The following is a 17,574-nucleotide window of genomic DNA, read 5'->3' as shown; positions in this document are numbered from 1 at the left end:
CCCACCCCATGACACGTTCCGTCCACCATACGGACACATGATCATCTGTACGTGTACCGTTCACCCATTCGACCGGAGGGCGTCAGCCGGGCGGTGGAGGTTGTCGCCCATGGACATCCCCCGCTTCGGCATCCCCGAGAAGCTCGCCGGCCGCATGAGCATGGCCGAGCAGCACGACTACCTCCGCACCCGGCTCACCCGCCGCGGGGCGCTGCGCACCGGCGTGGCGACCGCGGCCGTGGCCGGCGCCGGGATCGGCCTCGCCTCCTCCCCCGCGTACGCGGCCCCCACCGTACTCACCTCGCACAGCACCACCCGGGTCGACGGCGCGCTGGTGGCGCCCTTCGGCCGGCACCTGGCGTACGGGGCGGACCCGAGGACGCAGATGGCGGTCTCCTGGCAGGTGCCGTTCGCGGTGCGCCGCCCGTACATCCGCATCGGGCTGAAGCCGTGGGCGCTGAGCCGCCGGATCGACGCGGAGGTGCGCCACCTGACGACGCCGCAGCTGAACAACGGCAAGATCGCGGCGGCCGAGCAGTTCTACGTACACGCGTCGCTGGAGCGGCTGAAGCCCGGCACCACGTACTACTACGGCGTCGGCCACCAGGGCTTCGACCCGGCGGAGGCGCGCAACCTGGGCACGCTCGGCACCTTCACCACCGCGCCCGCCCGGGCGGAGAACTTCACCTTCACCGCCTTCGGCGACCAGGGCGTCAGCTACCACGCGCTCGGCAACGACCAGCTGATCCTGGGCCAGAATCCGGCCTTCCACCTGCACGCCGGGGACATCTGCTACGCGGACCCGTCGGGCTCCGGGCAGACCACCGACACGTATGACGCGCGGACCTGGGACCAGTTCCTGGCACAGACGGAGACGGTCTCCAAGACCGTGCCGTGGATGGTGACGACCGGGAACCACGACATGGAGGCGTGGTACTCGCCGGACGGCTACGGCGGCCAGAACGCGCGCTGGACCCTGCCGGACAACGGCCCGGACCCGGTCAACCAGCCCGGCGCCTATTCCTTCGTCCACGGCAACGTGGGCGTGATCGCGCTCGACGCCAACGACGTCAGCTACGAGATCCCCGCCAACTTCGGCATCAGCGGCGGCCGCCAGACCCGCTGGCTGGACCGGCGCCTCGGCGAGCTGCGGGCGCGCCGGGACATCGACTTCCTGGTGGTCTTCTTCCACCACTGCGCCTTCTCCACGACCAACGCGCACGCCTCGGACGGCGGGGTGCGCGACGCCTGGGTGCCGCTCTTCGAGAAGCACCAGGTGGACCTGGTGATCAACGGGCACAACCACGTCTACGAGCGCACCGACGCGATCCTGAGGAACGCCGTCAAGCGCCCGGTGCCGATCGGCGAGCGCACCGACCCCCGCCGGGACGGCATCGTCTACGTCACGGCGGGCGGCGCGGGCAAGGCGCTGTACGACTTCCCGGTGCCCGACAGCTACGAGGGGCATGTCGCGGACCTGGAGAGCGTGAACACGTACCACGTGGCCAAGGGCGGTGCGAAGGCCGCCGAGACCGTGGAGTGGTCGCGGGTGCGGTACACCGGCTTCTCGTTCCTCGCGGTGGAGGTGGAGGCCGGACGGCACCCCCGGATGAAGGTCACCGCCCTCGCCGAGTCGGGCGAGCGCGTCGACCACTTCGAGATCAGCCGCGGCTGAGCGCGGCCCGAGGGGGACCGGTCAGTGACCGGTGGAGCCGCCGTTGTCCCTGCGGTCGAGGGCGCGCTGCAGGGCGGCGGCGGCAGCCTGCCGCTCCGACTCGGTCGGGCGGTGGGCGTGACGGACACGGCGGCGGGTGGTGGTCTCGGCCATGGTGGATCGACTCCTTGAGATCGCGAGGATTTCGAGATCGAACAGCGTGGGGTGATGTCGAGATCGTTGATTTCGAGGCGCCGGAAGGGGCGGGGAACGGGCGCCGCAGGGGTTGCCTGCACAGGGCACGCGCTCTCGACCGCCAGTCGCTTGATCTAGCGAGACGTTCGGCTCCTACAAAGCTAGAACAGCCCGGCCGGTCTGTCTCCACAATTACTCGGACTTCCTACTATCTGAGACGGAGGTTTGCGCCGGCCTACCCGCCGCTCACCCTCCGCTCCCCCTCAGCTCCCTGATCAGGGCCCGGACGGCCGCGGATCGTGCCAGCTCAGGGGTGGTGACATAGCCCACGGAGCGGGTCGGGCGCTCCGGTCCGAGAGCGGTGATCTCAACCGAGTCGGGTGCTCCGCACAGGGACAGTCCGGGCATGATCGCCATCCCGAGACCGGCGGACACCATCGAGAGCACCGCTCCGTCGTCCTCCGCCTCCACGGTCGCCCGCGGGATCCAGTCCTGCGCCGCCCACCACTCCCGCGTGTACGAGGTGCAGTTCTCGGCCCAGTCCAGCAGCGGGAGCGTCCGGGGTGCCGGATGACCGGCCGGGTGCACGAGGGCGTACTCCTCCTCCCGCAGCACTCCCCCGACCAGCTCGTCCGGCACCGGTGAGGAGCCGCCCATCGTCGCGATCCCCAGATCGGCGCGCCCGTCCAGGACCTCGCCCGCCGTGCCCCGCCCCAGCTCGCGGACCACCCGCACCACCGGCTCGATCCCCGGGTGCCGGGTCCGCAGCCGTTCCAGCGCGGGCGGCAGCAGATGCAGGGCGGCGCTGCGGAAGGCCGCGATCCGCAGCGGCCCGGCCGGTACGGCGTCCGCCCCGGGTCCGGCCGCCGCCGCCCGCGCCTCGGCGCCCATCACCTCCAGCAGCCGCAGCACACGACGGGCGTACCCGAGGGTGGTGGAGCCCGCCGCGGTGGGCATGGCACCCTTGCGGCCCCGTTCGAAAAGAACCGCGCCGATCCTGCGCTCGGTGGTGCGGATCGCGTGGGAGACGGCGGACTGCGTCATGTCCAGGGCCGCGGCGGCGCCGGAGAAGCTGCCCGCCCTCTCGACGGCGAGCAGGATGCGCAGCTCGTGCGGGGTCAGGTCGGCCATCGTGCGGGTTCCCCTCGTTCCATGAACGCCGTTCATGGAAACGGCCTTTCCATCGGCGCAACACCCTGCCGGGCCCGAAAGTTCCTCCCTACGGTCGCTGCCATGACGACGACACGCACCGCCCGCGCCTTCCACCTGACCGCCCGCCCCACGGGCTTCCCCACCCCGGACCTCTTCACCCTCACCGAGTCACCCGTGTCCGAACCCGCCCCCGGACAGGCCCTGGTGGAGAACCTCTACCTCTCCGTGGACCCGTACCACCGCGAGGAGATGGACGGCGGCTGGGAGCTGGGCGCCCCGCTGGAGGGCCGTGCCGTGGGCCGGGTCACCGCCTCCCGCGACCCGGGCCTCGCGGAGGGCGACCTCGTCTTCCACCGGCAGGGCTGGCGCACCCACGCCCTGGTCACCGCCGGTACCGAAGGCACCCGCCGCCTCCCGTCGTACGAGGGGGTGCCGCTGACCGCCCACCTCTCGATCCTCGGCGGCACGGGCCTCACCGCCTACGCGGCCCTGACCCGCGTCCTGGAACTCCGCCCCGGCCAGAACCTCTTCGTCTCCGCCGCCGCGGGCGGGGTGGGCACCGCGGTGGGCCGGATCGCCCGGCTGCTCGGCGCCGGCCGGATCATCGGCAGCGCGGGCTCGGCCGCCAAGGTCGCCCGGCTCACCGGGGAGTTCGGCTTCGACGCGGCGTTCGACTACCACGACGGGCCGGTCGGCGAGCTGCTGGCGAAGGCCGCGCCGGACGGGATCGACGCGGCCGTCGACAACGTGGGCGGCGAGCATCTGGAGGGTGTGATCGCGGCGATGCGCGATTTCGGCCGCATCGCCTGGGTCGGCGCCATCGCCCAGTACCACTCGGCGCACACGCCGCCGCCCGCCCCGCGCAACCTGTTCGACGTGGTCGGCAAGAGCCTGCGCCTCGAAGGCGTCCTCGTCCGCAACCACCGCGATGCACAGGGCGAGTTGGAGGCGCTGCTGGTGCCGCACCTGCGCAGCGGCGGGATCGCCCCGGACGTCACGGTCGTGGACGGCTTCGAGCGGACCGTGGACGGCTTCCTGGGCATGCTGCGCGGCGAGAACACCGGGAAGATGCTGATCCGCACCGCCGCGTAGGCGGGGCCGCGCGCGTACTCAGGCGTACTTGAGTACCCGGGCCGTGTCGAAAAAACGTGCGTCGCACGAGAGTTGCAGCCATGAACGGCCTCTACGCTCTCAAGCCCTGGTACGCGGACCGGCTCTCCGGCGTCCGCGCCGCGCTGGTCCGCCGTGAGGTGTCGCCCGACACCCTCACCGCCGCCGGGGTGGCCGCCGCGGCCGGTGCCGCCGCCGCCCTGGCCTGGCTGCCCGCCCCGGTCGCCGCCCTGCCGGTCGCCGTCCTGCTCGCGGCGCGGCTCGCCTTCGCCAACCTGGACGGGGCGCTCGCCCGGGACACCGGCCGCACCACCCGGCGCGGCGCTGTCCTCAACGAGCTGGGCGACCGGGTCGCCGACCTCCTCGTGCTGGCCGGATTCCTGACGCTCGCCCCGCTCTGGCTGGTCGCCCTGGCCGGTCTCGCGGCCACGCTGCCCTCCTGGGTGTCGCTGGCCGGGGCCGCCGCCGGGGCGCCCCGCCGCAACGGGGGCCCGGTCGGCAAGACGGAGCGCTGCCTGCTCGTCGTGATCGCCGCCGCGAGCGGCTGGGCCGTCCCGGTCCTGGCCGTGATCGCCGCGGGCTCCCTGCTCACCGCCGCGCTCCGGCTGGCCGGCCTCTGGCGGGAGCCGGCATGAGCGCCGTCCTGATCGCCGAGGAGGCCGCCGTCCGCGCGGTGCCGCTGGTCGCGGGCGTGCTGGGCGCGGGCGGGGTCGCCGTCGCGGTGCTGCCCGCGAGGGTCCGGATGCGCGCCGAGCTCCGCAAGCGGTGGCGGACCTGGGCCGTGGTCGCGCCGGTCTTCCTGGGGGCGTTCTTCCTGGGCGGCGGCGGCACGTACGCGCTGGCCGCCGGGCTCGGCGTGGTCGCGGCCGGTGAGTACGCCCGGATGGCGGGGCTGCGCCGGGGCGACCTGGCCGTCCTCGCGGCGGCGTCGGCGGTCCTGCCTGGGCTGGCCTGGCTCGCCCCGCACCTGCTGGACCTGCGGACGGCGGCCCTGCTGCTCGTCGCGGCGGCGCTCCCCTCCGTGCTGGGCGGCGACGACCGCACGGGCTTCACCCGCACCGCCCGGACCGCCTTCGGGCTGCTGTGGATCCCGCTGCCGCTGACCGGCCTGGTCACGCTCGGGGACACGGCGGTCGCGGTGGGCCTGGCGGTGGCGCTCGGGGACGTCGGCGCCTGGTGCGGCGGTACGGCGCTGGGGCGGCGCGGTCCGCTGGCCCGGCCGCTGTCGCCGCTCTCCCCGAACAAGACGTGGGCCGGGGTGCTGGGCGCGGCCGCCGCCACCGGGGCGCTGCTGCTGGTGCTCGGCGTGTTCAGTCCGTCGCTGTGGGCGGCGGTCGTCGGCGGCTGTGTGCTCGGCGACCTGGTCGAGTCCATGGTCAAGCGCGAGTCCGGGGTGAAGGACGCGGGCAGCTGGCTGCCGGGCTTCGGCGGCCTGCTCGACCGGATCGACTCCCTGCTGGTGGCCCTCCTCCTGGCGATGGTGATGACGTGAAGCCTCTCGGAAGCACGCTGGTACGCACCTCCGGTGTCCTCCCGGTGCGCTCGCGGGTCGCCTCCGCGCTGCGGCGCGGGCTGTGGTGGGGCGTGCTCAGCCTCACCGGCGGCATCGAGCGGCGCGGCCGGCTGCCGCGCGGCGGCTGCGTGGTCGTCGCCAACCACAGCTCGCACGCGGACACGGCGGCGCTCCTGGCCGCGCTGGACGCCCGGCACAGCCCGGCGATCGGCGCGGCGGCGGACTACTGGTTCGCCTCTCCGTGGCGGCGCCGGATCTGCCGCAGGCTGGCGGCCGGGTTCCCGGTGCGGCGGGCGGGCGGCGGGATGGCGGACCTGCTGACGATGACCGGCGAGCTGCGCGAGGGCCGGGCGGTCGTGCTCTTCCCGGAGGGCACCCGCGCCGAGGACGGCACCCTGGGCTCGTTCCACAAGGGGGCGCTGGTGCTGGCCGAGGAGGCGGGCGTCCCGGTCGTGCCGGTGGGCATCGCGGGCACGGACCGGCTGCTGCCCAAGCACGGCCGGCTCCGGTCGTCCCTGGTCCGGGTGACCATCGGTGCGCCGCTGCCCGCCGGGGTCACCCCGGAGGAGGCCCGGGACGCGGTGCGCGCGCTGCACGACCGTACGGTGGCCGAACCGCTGCGGGACTCGGCGGTGCGCAGGCGGGTCGCCTCGGTCGTCACGTCCCGCGCGGGGCTGCCGCTGGCCTTCTGCTGGGCGTTCGCGGAGGCGCTGAGCTGGCCGCTGATGCCGGAGCTGCTGCTCGCGGTGGTGTGCGTGGCGGTGCCGCGCGCGGCCCTGAGGATGTCGCTCGGCGCGCTGGCCGGGAGCCTGGTGGGCGGGCTGCTCGCGCTGCACCTGGCGGCGGCGGGCGGTCAGCTGCCCGCCCCGCTGACCACGGACCGGATGCGGGCACAGGTGCGCGCGGAGCTGACGGTGGAGGGGGCGCGGGCCGTCCGCCACCAGCCGTGGAACGGCATCCCGTTCAAGGTGTACGGGGCCGAGGCGGGGCGGGCTTCGGTGCCCGCGGCGGACTGGGTGGCCGCTTCGGCGGCGGCGCGGGGCGCGCGGACCCTGACGGTGGGGCTCGCCTTCGGCGCGTTCGGCCTGCTGCTGCGCCGCCACCGCCGGCTGTACGGGCCCTACCTGGTGCTGCTCGGCGGCGGCTTCGCGGTGGGGCTGGCGCTGATCGTGCGCGGGTGGAGCTGACCCCGGTATGGAAACCGCCCCCCGTCCGGCAGGGGAACCGGACGGGGGGCGGGACTCGGGGCGGGGCGACGGGCGCCCCGGAGGGCGTCAGCCCTGGTGGGGGTAGGTGTACTCGGTCGGCGGGACCAGGGTCTCCTTGATGGCCCGGGTGAGGGTCCAGCGCTGGAGGTTCTGAGGGGCGCCGGCCTTGTCGTTCGTACCCGAGGCGCGGCCGCCGCCGAAGGGCTGCTGGCCGACGACGGCACCGGTCGACTTGTCGTTGATGTAGAAGTTGCCCGCGGCGTACCGCAGCTTCTCCATCGTGTACGCGGCCGCCGCGCGGTCGTTGGCGATGACGGACCCGGTCAGGGCGTAGTCGGAGACCGACTCCATCTGGGCGAGCATCGCGTCGTACTGGTCGTCCTCGTAGACATGGACGGCGAGGATCGGGCCGAAGTACTCGGTCGTGAAGACCTCGTTCTCCGGGTCGGTGCACTCGATGACGGTCGGGCGGACGAAGTAGCCCACCGAGTCGTCGTAGCTGCCGCCCGCGACGATCGTGCACGCCGGGTCGGCGGCGGCGCGATCGATCGCGGCCTTGTTCTTCGCGAAGGAGCGGTCGTCGATGACGGCGCCCATGAAGTGCGACAGGTCGGTGACGTCACCCATGGTGATCGAGTCGACCTCGGCCGCGAACGCCTCCTTGAAGCCCGCGTTCCAGATAGAGGCCGGGATGTAGGCGCGCGAGGTCGCCGAGCACTTCTGGCCCTGGTACTCGAAGGCGCCGCGGGTCAGCGCGGTCTTCAGGATCGCGGGGTCGGCCGACGGGTGGGCGACGACGAAGTCCTTGCCACCGGTCTCGCCGACGAGCCGCGGGTAGGTGCGGTAGTTGGCGATGTTGTTGCCGACGGTCTTCCACAGGTGCTGGAAGGTCGGGGTGGAGCCGGTGAAGTGGATGCCGGCCAGGTCGCGGTGGTTCAGGGCCACCTCGGAGACGGCGATGCCGTCGCCGGTCACCAGGTTGATGACGCCCTTGGGCAGACCGGCCTCCTCCAGGAGCTGCATGAGCAGCACGGCGGCGTGGGTCTGCGTCGGGGACGGCTTCCACACGACGACGTTGCCCATGAGCGCGGGCGCGGTCGGCAGGTTGGCGGCGATGGCCGAGAAGTTGAACGGCGTGATCGCGTAGACGAAGCCCTCCAGCGGGCGGTGGTCCATGCGGTTCCACACGCCCGGGGAGTTGGCCGGGGGCTGCTCGGCGAGGATCTGGCGCGCGTAGTGCACGTTGAAGCGCCAGAAGTCGACCAGCTCGCAGGGGCAGTCGATCTCGGCCTGCTGGGCGGTCTTGCCCTGGCCGAGCATCGTGGAGGCGGCCAGCGTCTCGCGCCACGGGCCGGACAGCAGCTCGGCGGCGCGCAGGATGATCGCGGCGCGGTCGTCGAACGACATCGCGCGCCAGGCCGGGGCGGCGGCCAGGGCGGCGTCGATCGCGTCCTGGGCGTCCTGCTCGGTGGCACCGGCGAAGGTGCCGAGGACGGCCTTGTGGTTGTGGGGCTGCACGACCTGGACGCGCTCGCCGCCGCCCATCCGCTTCTCGCCGCCGATGGTCATCGGCAGGTCGATGGGGTTCTGGCTGAGCTCCTTGAGCTTGGCCTCCAGGCGGGCGCGCTCCGGGGAGCCCGGGGCGTAGGAGTGAACCGGCTCGTTGACCGGCGCGGGGACCTGGGTCACAGCGTCCATGGTGTCCGTTGCTCCTTCAAGTAGAGGGGGTGGAGGAGGGCTCAGCCCTTGGTGAGGATGGAGCGGCCGAAGAACAGCAGGTTGGCCGGCTTCTCGGCGAGGCGGCGCATGAAGTACCCGTACCAGTCGGTGCCGTACGCGGTGTAGACACGCATGCGGTGGCCCTCCGCGGCGAGCCGGATGTGCTCGTCGCTGCGGATGCCGTACAGCATCTGGAACTCGTACTCGTCCAGCTTGCGCCCGGCCTTGCGGCCCAGCTCCTGGGCGATGGCGATCAGGCGGGGGTCGTGGGACCCGATCATCGGGTAGCCCTCGCCCTGCATCAGGGTCTTCAGGATGCGGACGTACGCCTTGTCGATCTCGGCCTTGTCCTGGTACGCGACGGAGGCGGGCTCCTTGTAGGCGCCCTTCACGATCCGCACGCGGCTCCCGGCGTCGGCGAGGCGGCGGGCGTCCTCCTCGGTGCGGAAGAGGTACGCCTGGATGACGCAGCCGGTCTGCGGGAAGTCCTTCCGCAGCTCCTCGTGGATGGCGAACATCGAGTCGAGGGTGGTGTGGTCCTCGGCGTCCAGGGTGACCGTGGTGCCGATCGCGGCGGCGGCCTCCACGACGGGGCGCACATTGGCGAGGGCCAGCTCGTGACCGCCGTCCAGGGACTGGCCGAACATCGACAGCTTGACGGACATCTCCGCCCTGGTGCCCAGGCCGAGGTCCTTGAGCCGGTCGACCAGCTCCAGGTAGGCGTCGCGCGCGGCGGCGGCCTGCTCGGGTGTGGTGATGTCCTCGCCGACGACGTCGAGGGTGACTTCGAGACCCTTGTCGGCGGCGTCCTCGATGACCGGGACGACCTGGTCGACCGTCTCGCCGGCGATGAAGCGGTCCACGACCTGCTTGGTGCCGGGCGCGGCCGAGATGAACCGGCGCATCTTGTCGCTTCGCGACGCGGCGAGAATCACGGGACCCAGCACGGGGCACCTCCACGGAAAGTACGAACGAGGCCACACCGCCGTATATGCCGTGTAACGAACATAAGCGGTACAGCACGGAGAACCACCGTGAAATCTAAGGATCGCGCGGTTTCCCTGCCATCGACAGCTGCCACACATCCGTGGACTGGATCTCAGACATATGTCTGAAGGGGTGCGAGAATGGCCGGGTGAAGGGCGATTACCAGGAGCTGGTGGACGAGATCTCCGCGCTGCTCGGCGTCCCCGCGACGCTGGAGAACCGGGATTTCGGGCTGGTCGCCTTCGGGGCCCACGACAGCGACGACACCACGGCGATGGACCCGGTCCGCACCCGGTCGATCCTCACCCGTCGCTCCACCCCGGCGGTCCGCGCCTGGTTCGAGAACTTCGGCATCACCCGCGCCACCGGCCCCCTCCGCATCCCCGCCGCCCCCGAGGCCGGCGTCTACCGCGACCGCATCTGCCTGCCGGTACGCCATCGGGGTGTCGTGCTCGGTTACGTGTGGCTGCTCGACGCCGACCCGGGGCCGACCGACCGCCAGCTCGACGCGGCGATGGACGTCGCCGCCCGGATCGGCGCGCTGCTGGCCGACGAGGAGCGGGCGGGCACCGACCTGTCCCGGGAGTTCGGCGCGGTGCTGGCCGCCGGGCGCGGCTGGCAGCGGGACATGGCGGTCGCCGCGCTCGCCGAGGCGCTGGGCCCCGACGCGGACGGGCTGCACACCGTGGTGTGCGTGGCCCCGTGGCCGGACGCCGCGCCCGCCGTGCGCACCGTCCCCTCGGCTGCGGCGCTGACCGCCGCCCCGCTGCCGGGCCGGTCCGGGCCGCCCGCGCTCGCGGCGCTGATCCGGCTGCGGTCGCCGGAGGTCCTGGACCCCGCGCTCACCGCCGCCGGGCGGCTGCGCACCACCGCCGGGGAGACCGCCACCGCCGGGATCGCCGTCCCGCGCCGGGGCCTCACGGAGCTGGCGGACGCCTGGCACGAGGCGTCGGCGGCGGCCCGGGCCGCGGCGGCGGAGACCCGCTTCGGCCCGGTCGCCGACTGGCCGGCCATCGGCCCGTACCGCACGCTGACCGCGCTCGCCCCGGACGCCCTGCCCGACCTGGCCGTGCGCCCCCTGCTGACCCCGGCCCAGCGGGACCTGGCGCGCACCGCGGAGGTGTTCCTGGACTGCGCCGGCCAGGCGTCCCGGACCGCGGCCGAGCTGGGCATCCACCGCCAGACGCTGTACTACCGCCTCTCCCGCGTCCAGCAGCTGACCGGCCTCGACCTCAACGACGGCGAGGACCGGCTGCTGCTCCACATGGCCCTGAAGGCGGCCCGGCTGCGGTGAGGCGCCGGAGGCTCACAGCCAGGCGGGCGGCGGCGGGGCGGTGATCGGGCGGTCGCTGACCACGGCGGCCATGACCAGGGGCGCGTCCCCGTCACTGCGGCCGACGCTCACGCCGACCCAGCGGTCCCCCGGTCCGGGGAGCGGGCCCCAGGCGGCCAGGTCGCCGTAGCAGTCCTCGGCGAGGAGGGCGTCGAACAGCGCGGGGACCGGGGTGCCCTCCTCCTTCAGGAGCAGCGCGACATGGACGGCGACGCGGTGGTGCGGGCCCCAGCGGGTGTCCAGCTCCGCGACGAGGGCGTCGAGCCGGGCCTGGGCCGCCTCCTCCGCCTCGTCGGGGTCGTCCTCGTGGTCGCCGTCGTCGCCTTCGGCCCCGGACTCCCAGAGCGGGACGGCCCGGAAGCCCTCGCCGGTGGTCGCCCGCCACTCCCCCGTGTCCGGGTCGCCCTCGGCCACCGTGGGCCCGGCGGCCGGGAGCGGGGCGGTGAGCAGGGCCGCCACCTCGGCGGCGGTGCGCGCGAGGTCGAAGGGCTCGCCGGCCCGGACGGTCACCGGGCGCCCTCGGGGGCCGGGCCGCGTCCTTCCAGGACCAGCTTCAGGCCGTCCGTCAGGTCCTGGGCGGACGGGGCGGAATCGGGGTCCATCAGCCACTGGACCATGACCCCGGCCAGGAGGGCCTGGCAGAAGAGGCCGGCGACGCGGGCGCGCTCGGGGTCGGCCTCGGGGTCGATACCGAGCATGTTCTCGGCGAGGCCGTTACGGCCCTCGCGCTGCGGGCCGACGAGGGCCTTCTGCAGTTCGGGGTCGGTGTTGATCCGGGAGACGACCTCCATCTGGAGCTGCCAGACCGCCCGGCTCTGTTCGAAGCTCCCGATCACCCGCTCCCAGGCGCCCCGGAACTGGTCGAGCGGCGCGGCCTGCGCCTCCGGCTCCCGCTCCCCCTCGGCCTCCTTGGTCGCGAGATCGCCCCACTCCTCCGTCAGCCTGAGGAAGGCGAGGTTGAGCAGCGCGTCCTTGGAGCCGTAGTGGTAGCCGATGGAGGCGAGATTCGTGCCCGACGCGGCCACGATGTCGCGCGCCGTGGTGCGCGCGTACCCCTTCTCCAGCAGGCAGCGCTTGGCGCCTTCGAGCAGATCCTCACGATGTCCCATGACAGCAGCGTACCCGGCATGCAGACGTTTGTGTAAGACGCTCGTCTACATACCGGGTACGGCCGGGACCCGTGGGGCCCGGAGGGTCAGTCGGTGAGGTTCACCGAGCGGGCCGAGACGGCGCCGATCTCCGAGGAGATCTCGGTGAGCACGGTCGCCGGGACGTCGTCGTCCACGGTGAGGACGACCAGCGCCTCGCCGCCCACGTCGGCGCGGGAGACCTGCATGCCCGCGATGTTCAGACCGGCCTCGCCGAGGATGCGGCCGACCGTGCCGACGACGCCGGGGCGGTCCTCGTAACGGAGCACGATCATGTGGTCGGCGAGCGCCAGGTCCACATCGTGCTCGCCGATCGCGACGATCTTCTGGAGGTGCTTGGGGCCGGCCAGCGTGCCGGAGACCGCGACCTCCTGGCCGTCGGACAGGGTGCCCCGGACGGTGACCACGTTGCGGTGCTCGGGCGACTCGGAGCTGGTGGTGAGGCGGACCTCGACCCCGCGCTCCTGGGCGAACAGCGGAGCGTTCACGTAGGACACGGTCTCGTCCACGACGTCCTCGAACACGCCCTTGAGCGCGGAGAGTTCGAGCACCTTGACGTCGTGCTGGGTGATCTCGCCGTAGACCTCGACGTCGAGGCGGGCGGCGACCTCGCCGGCCAGCGCGGTGAAGATCCGGCCCAGCTTCTCGGCGAGCGGCAGCCCGGGGCGCACGTCCTCGGCGATGACGCCGCCCTGGACGTTGACCGCGTCCGGGACGAGCTCACCGGCGAGCGCGAGGCGCACGGACTTGGCGACCGCGATGCCCGCCTTCTCCTGGGCCTCGTCGGTGGAGGCGCCGAGGTGCGGGGTGCAGACGACCTGGTCGAACTGGAAGAGCGGGGAGTCCGTGCAGGGCTCCTTCGCGTACACGTCGAGACCGGCGCCGGCGACGCGGCCCTCCTTGAGCGCGGAGGCCAGCGCCTCCTCGTCCACGATGCCGCCGCGCGCGGCGTTGACGATGCGCACGGTGGGCTTCACCTTGTGCAGCGCCTCGTCGCCGATCAGGCCCAGCGTCTCGGGGGTCTTCGGGAGGTGCACGGTGATGAAGTCGGCGACCTCGAGGAGCTCGTCCAGCGAGAGGAGCTTGACGCCCATCTGCGCGGCGCGCGCCGGCTGCACATAGGGGTCGTAGGCGACGATCTTCATGCCGAAGGCGGACATGCGCTGGGCGACCAGGACGCCGATGCGGCCGAGGCCGACGACGCCGAGGGTCTTCTCGCTCAGCTCGACGCCGGTGTACTTCGAGCGCTTCCACTCGCCGTTCTTCAGCGCGGTGTTGGCCTGCGGGATGTGGCGCGCGGTGGCCACGAGAAGGCCGCAGGCCAGCTCGGCGGCGGTGACGATGTTGGAGGTCGGCGCGTTGACGACCATGACGCCGGCCTTGGTGGCGGCGGAGACGTCGACGTTGTCCAGACCGACGCCCGCGCGGGCGACGACCTTCAGCTTCTTCGCGGCGGCGATGGCCTCGGCGTCGACCTTGGTGGCGGAGCGCACCAGGATGGCGTCGACATCGGCGATGGCGGGGAGGAGCTCGGCGCGGTCCGCGCCGTTGCAGTGCCGGATCTCGAAGTCCGGGCCCAGGGCGTCCACCGTGGCGGGCGACAGCTCTTCAGCGATGAGTACGACAGGTTTCGAGCTCACGTGAGTCCTCACAGATCCAGTGCGGACGGCCGTCCCGACGGCCGCAGGCGTGGAGGGGCTTGCCGCGTGGAAGACGCACGACACTGTGGGCCTGACGCGTGTATGTGGAGCAGTGTAGTCATGCGCGAGACCCCGATCAGCGCCCCTTCGGAAGGATCACCCGCACGAGTGCGTGGGCCCCGGGGGCGGGGGTGACCCGCCCCCGGGGCTCGAGTGTTACGCGTCCTCGTCGTTGACCCAGCTCATGAGCTTGCGCAGCTCACGGCCGGTGGTCTCCAGGAGGTGGTTCTCGTCGGCCTTCTTGTACTCGTTGTACTTGGGCAGACCGTTGTGGTATTCGGCCATCCAGTTCTTGGCGAAGGTGCCGTCCTGGATCTCGGCGAGAACCTTCTTCATCTCGGCCTTGGTGGCGTCCGTGATGATGCGCGGGCCGGTGACGTAGTCGCCCCACTCGGCGGTCTCCGAGATGGACCAGCGCATCTTCTCCAGGCCGCCCTCGTACATGAGGTCCACGATGAGCTTCAGCTCGTGCAGGCACTCGAAGTACGCGATCTCCGGCTGGTAACCGGCCTCGGTCAGGGTCTCGAAACCGGCCTTCACCAGGGCGGCGGTGCCACCGCAGAGGACGGCCTGCTCGCCGAAGAGGTCGGTCTCGGTCTCCTCGGTGAAGGTCGTCTTGATGACGCCGGCACGGGTGCCGCCGATGCCCTTGGCGTACGAGAGGGCGAGCGCCAGGCCGTTGCCCGAGGCGTCCTGCTCGACGGCCACGATGCACGGAACGCCGCGGCCCTCCTCGTACTGGCGGCGGACCAGGTGGCCCGGGCCCTTGGGGGCGACCATGCAGACGTCGACGTCGGCCGGCGGCTTGATGAAGTCGAAGCGGATGTTCAGGCCGTGGCCGAAGAACAGCGCGTCGCCCTTCTTGAGGTTGTCCTTGATGGACTCCTCGTAGACCTGGGCCTGGATCGGGTCCGGGACGAGGATCATGATGACGTCGGCCTCGGCGGCGGCCTCGGACGGGGTCACCACGCGCAGGCCCTGCTCCTCGGCCTTGGCCTTGGACTTGGAACCCTCGTGCAGACCGACACGGACGTCGACACCCGAGTCACGCAGCGACAGCGCGTGGGCGTGGCCCTGGCTGCCGTAGCCGATGACCGCGACCTTGCGGCCCTGGATGATGGACAGGTCGGCATCGTCGTCGTAGAACAGCTCGGCCACTGGGTCTTCTCCTTGGTGTGCAGGTGTTGCGTCCCACCGTACGGCGGGGTGCGTCAGATACGTTTTCGGGTCTCGCCATACGAGCGGGGCGGCGGGACCTCCGGCTTCACGCCGAGCGGTCGAGGGCGCGCAGGGACCGGTCGGTGATCGAGCGCGCGCCGCGCCCTATGGCGATGGTGCCGGACTGGACGAGCTCCTTGATGCCGTACTGCTCCAGCATCTTGAGCATCGCCTCCAGTTTGTCGGCGCCACCGGTCGCCTCGATCGTGACGGCCTCAGGCGAGACGTCGACGGTCTTGGCGCGGAACAGCTGGACGATCTCGACGATCTGGGAGCGGGTCTCGCTGTCGGCGCGGACCTTCACCAGGACGAGCTCGCGCTGGATCGCAGCGGACGGCTCGAGTTCGACGATCTTCAGGACGTTGACCAGCTTGTTGAGCTGCTTGGTGACCTGCTCCAGGGGCAGGTCCTCGACATTCACGACGATGGTGATGCGCGAGATGTCGGGGTGTTCGGTGGTGCCGACCGCGAGCGAGTCGATGTTGAAGCCGCGGCGGGAGAACAGGGCGGTGATCCGGGCCAGGACACCGGGCTTGTTCTCGACCAGGACGGAGAGCGTGTGCTTGGTGGACATGAAGTCGGTCTCTCTCTGTCTCTCAGTCGTCTTCGTTGTCGCCGAAGTCGGGGCGGACGCCCCGGGCGGCCATGACCTCGTCGTTGGAGGTGCCGGCGGCGACCATCGGCCACACCATGGCGTCCTCGTGGACGATGAAGTCGATGACGACCGGGCGGTCGTTGATCGCGTTCGCCTCGGCGATGACCTTGTCCAGGTCGGCCGGGTCCTCGCAGCGGATCGCGTAGCAGCCCATGGCCTCGGAGAGCTTCACGAAGTCCGGGATGCGGGTGCCCTTGTTGGGCGGGGTCTCCCCGTCCGGGCCCGCGTGCAGCACGGTGTTGGAGTACCGCTGGTTGTAGAACAGGGTCTGCCACTGGCGGACCATGCCGAGCGCGCCGTTGTTGATGATGGCGATCTTGACCGGGATGTTGTTCAGGGCACAGGTGGTGAGCTCCTGATTGGTCATCTGGAAGCAGCCGTCGCCGTCGATCGCCCAGACCGTGCGGTCGGGCATGCCGGCCTTGGCGCCCATCGCGGCCGGGACCGCGTAGCCCATGGTCCCGGCGCCGCCGGAGTTGAGCCAGGTGGCGGGCCGCTCGTACTGGATGAAGTGCGAGGCCCACATCTGGTGCTGGCCGACGCCTGCGGCGAAGATCGTGTCCGGCGGGGCGAGTTCACCGATGCGCTGGATGACCTGCTGCGGCGAGAGGCTGCCGTCCTCGGGGAGGTCGTAGCCGAGCGGGTAGGTCTCGCGCCAGCGGTTGAGGTCCTTCCACCAGGCGCTGTAGTCGCCGGTGTTGCCCTCGGTGTGCTCGGCCTGGACGGCCTGGACGAGGTCGGCGATGACCTCGCGGGCGTCGCCCACGATCGGCACGTCGGCGGCACGGTTCTTGCCGATCTCCGCCGGGTCGATGTCCGCGTGGACGATCTTGGCGTACGGGGCGAAGCTGTCCAGCTTGCCGGTGACGCGGTCGTCGAAGCGGGCGCCGAGGGCGACGATCAGGTCGGCCTTCTGGAGCGCGGTGACGGCCGTGACCGCACCGTGCATCCCGGGCATTCCCACGTGCAGCGGGTGGCTGTCGGGGAAGGAGCCGAGCGCCATCAGGGTGGTGGTGACGGGCGCTCCGGTCAGCTCGGCCAGCACCTTGAGCTCGGCGGTGGCCCCAGCCTTGATCACGCCGCCGCCCACGTAGAGCACCGGGCGCTTGGCCTGGGTGATGAGCTTGGCGGCCTCGCGGATCTGCTTGGCGTGCGGCTTGGTCACCGGGCGGTAGCCGGGCAGGTCCATGACCGGCGGCCAGCTGAAGGTGGTCTTCGACTGGAGCGCGTCCTTGGCGATGTCGACCAGGACCGGGCCCGGGCGGCCGGTGGAGGCGATGTGGAAGGCCTCGGCGATCGTGTGGGCGATGTCCTCGGCGCGGGTGACCAGGAAGTTGTGCTTCGTGATCGGCATGGTGATGCCGCAGATGTCGGCTTCCTGGAACGCGTCCGTACCGATGGCGCTGGAGGCCACCTGACCGGTGATCGCGACCATCGGCACGGAGTCCATGGCCGCGTCGGCGATCGGGGTGACGAGATTGGTGGCGCCGGGGCCCGAGGTGACCATGCAGACGCCGACCTTGCCGGTGGCCTGGGCATAGCCGGTGGCCGCGTGGCCCGCTCCCTGCTCGTGGCGGACCAGGATGTGGCGGACCCGGGTGGAGTCCATCAGCGGGTCGTACGCCGGGAGAATGCAGCCGCCGGGAAGACCGAATACCGTGTCGGCGCCCACCTCTTCGAGGGAGCGGATGAGGGACTGCGCACCCGTGACGTGCTCAACGGTGGCGGAGGGCGATCCGCCGGTACGGGCCCGCGGCTGGGGATGGTGGGCCCCGGTGGCCTGCTCGGTCATCGGCATTCTCTTCTCGAAGCTGAGGTTTTTTGCGAGTGTTTTACGACGTTTTGCCTGGTCCGGTGCAACAAAAAACCCCTCGTGCCGTGAGGCAAGCGAGGGGAGCGCGCCGGTGCGGTCCGCAGAGTGTCATGGAGGGACCCTGCTTCAGCCGACGCGCTTTCCAAGTACGAGAATTCGGGTGCGCATG

Annotated in this window: 16 protein-coding genes; 6 read left to right on the top strand and 10 right to left on the bottom strand. The window is 72.0% G+C overall.

The features are described 5' to 3' along the window. Positions 1 to 109 precede the first annotated feature (109 nt). Positions 110 to 1,675, top strand: a complete 1,566-nt coding sequence (locus tag OHS17_RS24155) for a purple acid phosphatase family protein (RefSeq protein WP_330313841.1) — start codon at positions 110 to 112, stop codon at positions 1,673 to 1,675. A gap of 21 nt (positions 1,676 to 1,696) precedes the next feature. Here the strand turns inward: OHS17_RS24155 and OHS17_RS24150 are convergent, their stop codons facing one another. Then, positions 1,697 to 1,828 (bottom strand): hypothetical protein, encoded by a 132-nt coding sequence (locus OHS17_RS24150; protein ID WP_018102494.1) that lies wholly within the window; start codon positions 1,826 to 1,828, stop codon positions 1,697 to 1,699. A gap of 267 nt (positions 1,829 to 2,095) precedes the next feature. After that, entirely contained in the window at positions 2,096 to 2,980 is an 885-nt protein-coding gene (locus OHS17_RS24145) for a LysR family transcriptional regulator (protein WP_330313840.1), read from the bottom strand. Positions 2,981 to 3,082: 102 nt separating this feature from the next. Between OHS17_RS24145 and OHS17_RS24140 the strand changes: the two genes are divergently transcribed. The 4 genes from OHS17_RS24140 (at position 3,083) to OHS17_RS24125 (ending at position 6,811) form a co-directional block, all read left to right on the top strand. Next, positions 3,083 to 4,093: an NADP-dependent oxidoreductase gene (locus tag OHS17_RS24140; RefSeq protein ID WP_330313839.1), complete on the top strand. Its 1,011-nt coding sequence runs from the start codon at positions 3,083 to 3,085 to the stop codon at positions 4,091 to 4,093. An 80-nt stretch (positions 4,094 to 4,173) separates the two neighbouring features. Beyond that, positions 4,174 to 4,746: a CDP-alcohol phosphatidyltransferase family protein gene (locus tag OHS17_RS24135; protein ID WP_330313838.1), complete on the top strand. Its 573-nt coding sequence runs from the start codon at positions 4,174 to 4,176 to the stop codon at positions 4,744 to 4,746. Continuing rightward, positions 4,743 to 5,603, top strand: a complete 861-nt coding sequence (locus tag OHS17_RS24130) for a phosphatidate cytidylyltransferase (RefSeq protein WP_330313837.1) — start codon at positions 4,743 to 4,745, stop codon at positions 5,601 to 5,603. The genes OHS17_RS24135 and OHS17_RS24130 overlap by 4 nt, the downstream gene beginning before the upstream one ends. Next, positions 5,600 to 6,811 (top strand): lysophospholipid acyltransferase family protein, encoded by a 1,212-nt coding sequence (locus OHS17_RS24125; RefSeq protein WP_330313836.1) that lies wholly within the window; start codon positions 5,600 to 5,602, stop codon positions 6,809 to 6,811. The genes OHS17_RS24130 and OHS17_RS24125 overlap by 4 nt, the downstream gene beginning before the upstream one ends. Before the next feature lie 87 nt (positions 6,812 to 6,898). Here OHS17_RS24125 and pruA read toward each other — a convergent pair whose 3' ends face one another. After that, a complete protein-coding gene (pruA, locus tag OHS17_RS24120) occupies positions 6,899 to 8,530 on the bottom strand; it encodes an L-glutamate gamma-semialdehyde dehydrogenase (protein WP_330313835.1) in 1,632 nt (543 codons plus the stop codon). A gap of 41 nt (positions 8,531 to 8,571) precedes the next feature. Next, positions 8,572 to 9,498, bottom strand: coding sequence for a proline dehydrogenase family protein (locus tag OHS17_RS24115; protein ID WP_018102501.1), 927 nt, complete (start codon positions 9,496 to 9,498; stop codon positions 8,572 to 8,574). Positions 9,499 to 9,686: 188 nt separating this feature from the next. Here OHS17_RS24115 and OHS17_RS24110 point away from each other — a divergent pair, with 188 nt between their 5' ends. Then, positions 9,687 to 10,832, top strand: a complete 1,146-nt coding sequence (locus OHS17_RS24110) for a PucR family transcriptional regulator (protein ID WP_330313834.1) — start codon at positions 9,687 to 9,689, stop codon at positions 10,830 to 10,832. A gap of 12 nt (positions 10,833 to 10,844) precedes the next feature. Here the strand turns inward: OHS17_RS24110 and OHS17_RS24105 are convergent, their stop codons facing one another. From OHS17_RS24105 to OHS17_RS24080, 6 genes are all read right to left on the bottom strand, one after another. Next, on the bottom strand, positions 10,845 to 11,381 hold the full coding sequence (locus tag OHS17_RS24105; protein WP_330313833.1) for a hypothetical protein: 537 nt from the start codon (positions 11,379 to 11,381) through the stop codon (positions 10,845 to 10,847). Further along, positions 11,378 to 11,980, bottom strand: a complete 603-nt coding sequence (locus tag OHS17_RS24100; RefSeq protein WP_330313832.1) for a TetR/AcrR family transcriptional regulator — start codon at positions 11,978 to 11,980, stop codon at positions 11,378 to 11,380. The genes OHS17_RS24105 and OHS17_RS24100 overlap by 4 nt, the downstream gene beginning before the upstream one ends. Positions 11,981 to 12,066: 86 nt before the next feature. Beyond that, on the bottom strand, positions 12,067 to 13,659 hold the full coding sequence (gene serA, locus OHS17_RS24095) for a phosphoglycerate dehydrogenase (protein WP_330313831.1): 1,593 nt from the start codon (positions 13,657 to 13,659) through the stop codon (positions 12,067 to 12,069). A 216-nt stretch (positions 13,660 to 13,875) separates the two neighbouring features. After that, positions 13,876 to 14,877, bottom strand: a complete 1,002-nt coding sequence (gene ilvC, locus OHS17_RS24090; protein WP_018102506.1) for a ketol-acid reductoisomerase — start codon at positions 14,875 to 14,877, stop codon at positions 13,876 to 13,878. 106 nt (positions 14,878 to 14,983) lie between these two features. Continuing rightward, complete coding sequence (ilvN, locus tag OHS17_RS24085; protein ID WP_327370018.1) at positions 14,984 to 15,511, bottom strand: acetolactate synthase small subunit; 528 nt, start codon at positions 15,509 to 15,511, stop codon at positions 14,984 to 14,986. 22 nt (positions 15,512 to 15,533) lie between these two features. Further along, positions 15,534 to 17,390 (bottom strand): acetolactate synthase large subunit, encoded by a 1,857-nt coding sequence (locus OHS17_RS24080; protein ID WP_330313830.1) that lies wholly within the window; start codon positions 17,388 to 17,390, stop codon positions 15,534 to 15,536. Positions 17,391 to 17,574: the final 184 nt, after the last annotated feature.

Origin of the sequence: Streptomyces sp. NBC_00523, assembly GCF_036346615.1 — a bacterium.
Lineage (GTDB): Bacteria > Actinomycetota > Actinomycetes > Streptomycetales > Streptomycetaceae > Streptomyces.
The sequence above is the reverse complement of the archived record's forward strand: the minus strand, read 5'-3'. Positions and strand labels throughout refer to the sequence as shown.

What these genes read in the sequence shown, in the direction of transcription:
- OHS17_RS24155 (WP_330313841.1), top strand. Translation starts at nt 110, where the DNA reads ATGGACATCCCCCGCTTCGGCATCCCCGAGAAGCTCGCCGGCCGCATG.
- OHS17_RS24150 (WP_018102494.1), bottom strand. Translation starts at nt 1,828, where the DNA reads ATGGCCGAGACCACCACCCGCCGCCGTGTCCGTCACGCCCACCGCCCG.
- OHS17_RS24145 (WP_330313840.1), bottom strand. Translation starts at nt 2,980, where the DNA reads ATGGCCGACCTGACCCCGCACGAGCTGCGCATCCTGCTCGCCGTCGAG.
- OHS17_RS24140 (WP_330313839.1), top strand. Translation starts at nt 3,083, where the DNA reads ATGACGACGACACGCACCGCCCGCGCCTTCCACCTGACCGCCCGCCCC.
- OHS17_RS24135 (WP_330313838.1), top strand. Translation starts at nt 4,174, where the DNA reads ATGAACGGCCTCTACGCTCTCAAGCCCTGGTACGCGGACCGGCTCTCC.
- OHS17_RS24130 (WP_330313837.1), top strand. Translation starts at nt 4,743, where the DNA reads ATGAGCGCCGTCCTGATCGCCGAGGAGGCCGCCGTCCGCGCGGTGCCG.
- pruA (WP_330313835.1), bottom strand. Translation starts at nt 8,530, where the DNA reads ATGGACGCTGTGACCCAGGTCCCCGCGCCGGTCAACGAGCCGGTTCAC.
- OHS17_RS24100 (WP_330313832.1), bottom strand. Translation starts at nt 11,980, where the DNA reads ATGGGACATCGTGAGGATCTGCTCGAAGGCGCCAAGCGCTGCCTGCTG.
- ilvN (WP_327370018.1), bottom strand. Translation starts at nt 15,511, where the DNA reads ATGTCCACCAAGCACACGCTCTCCGTCCTGGTCGAGAACAAGCCCGGT.
- OHS17_RS24080 (WP_330313830.1), bottom strand. Translation starts at nt 17,390, where the DNA reads ATGCCGATGACCGAGCAGGCCACCGGGGCCCACCATCCCCAGCCGCGG.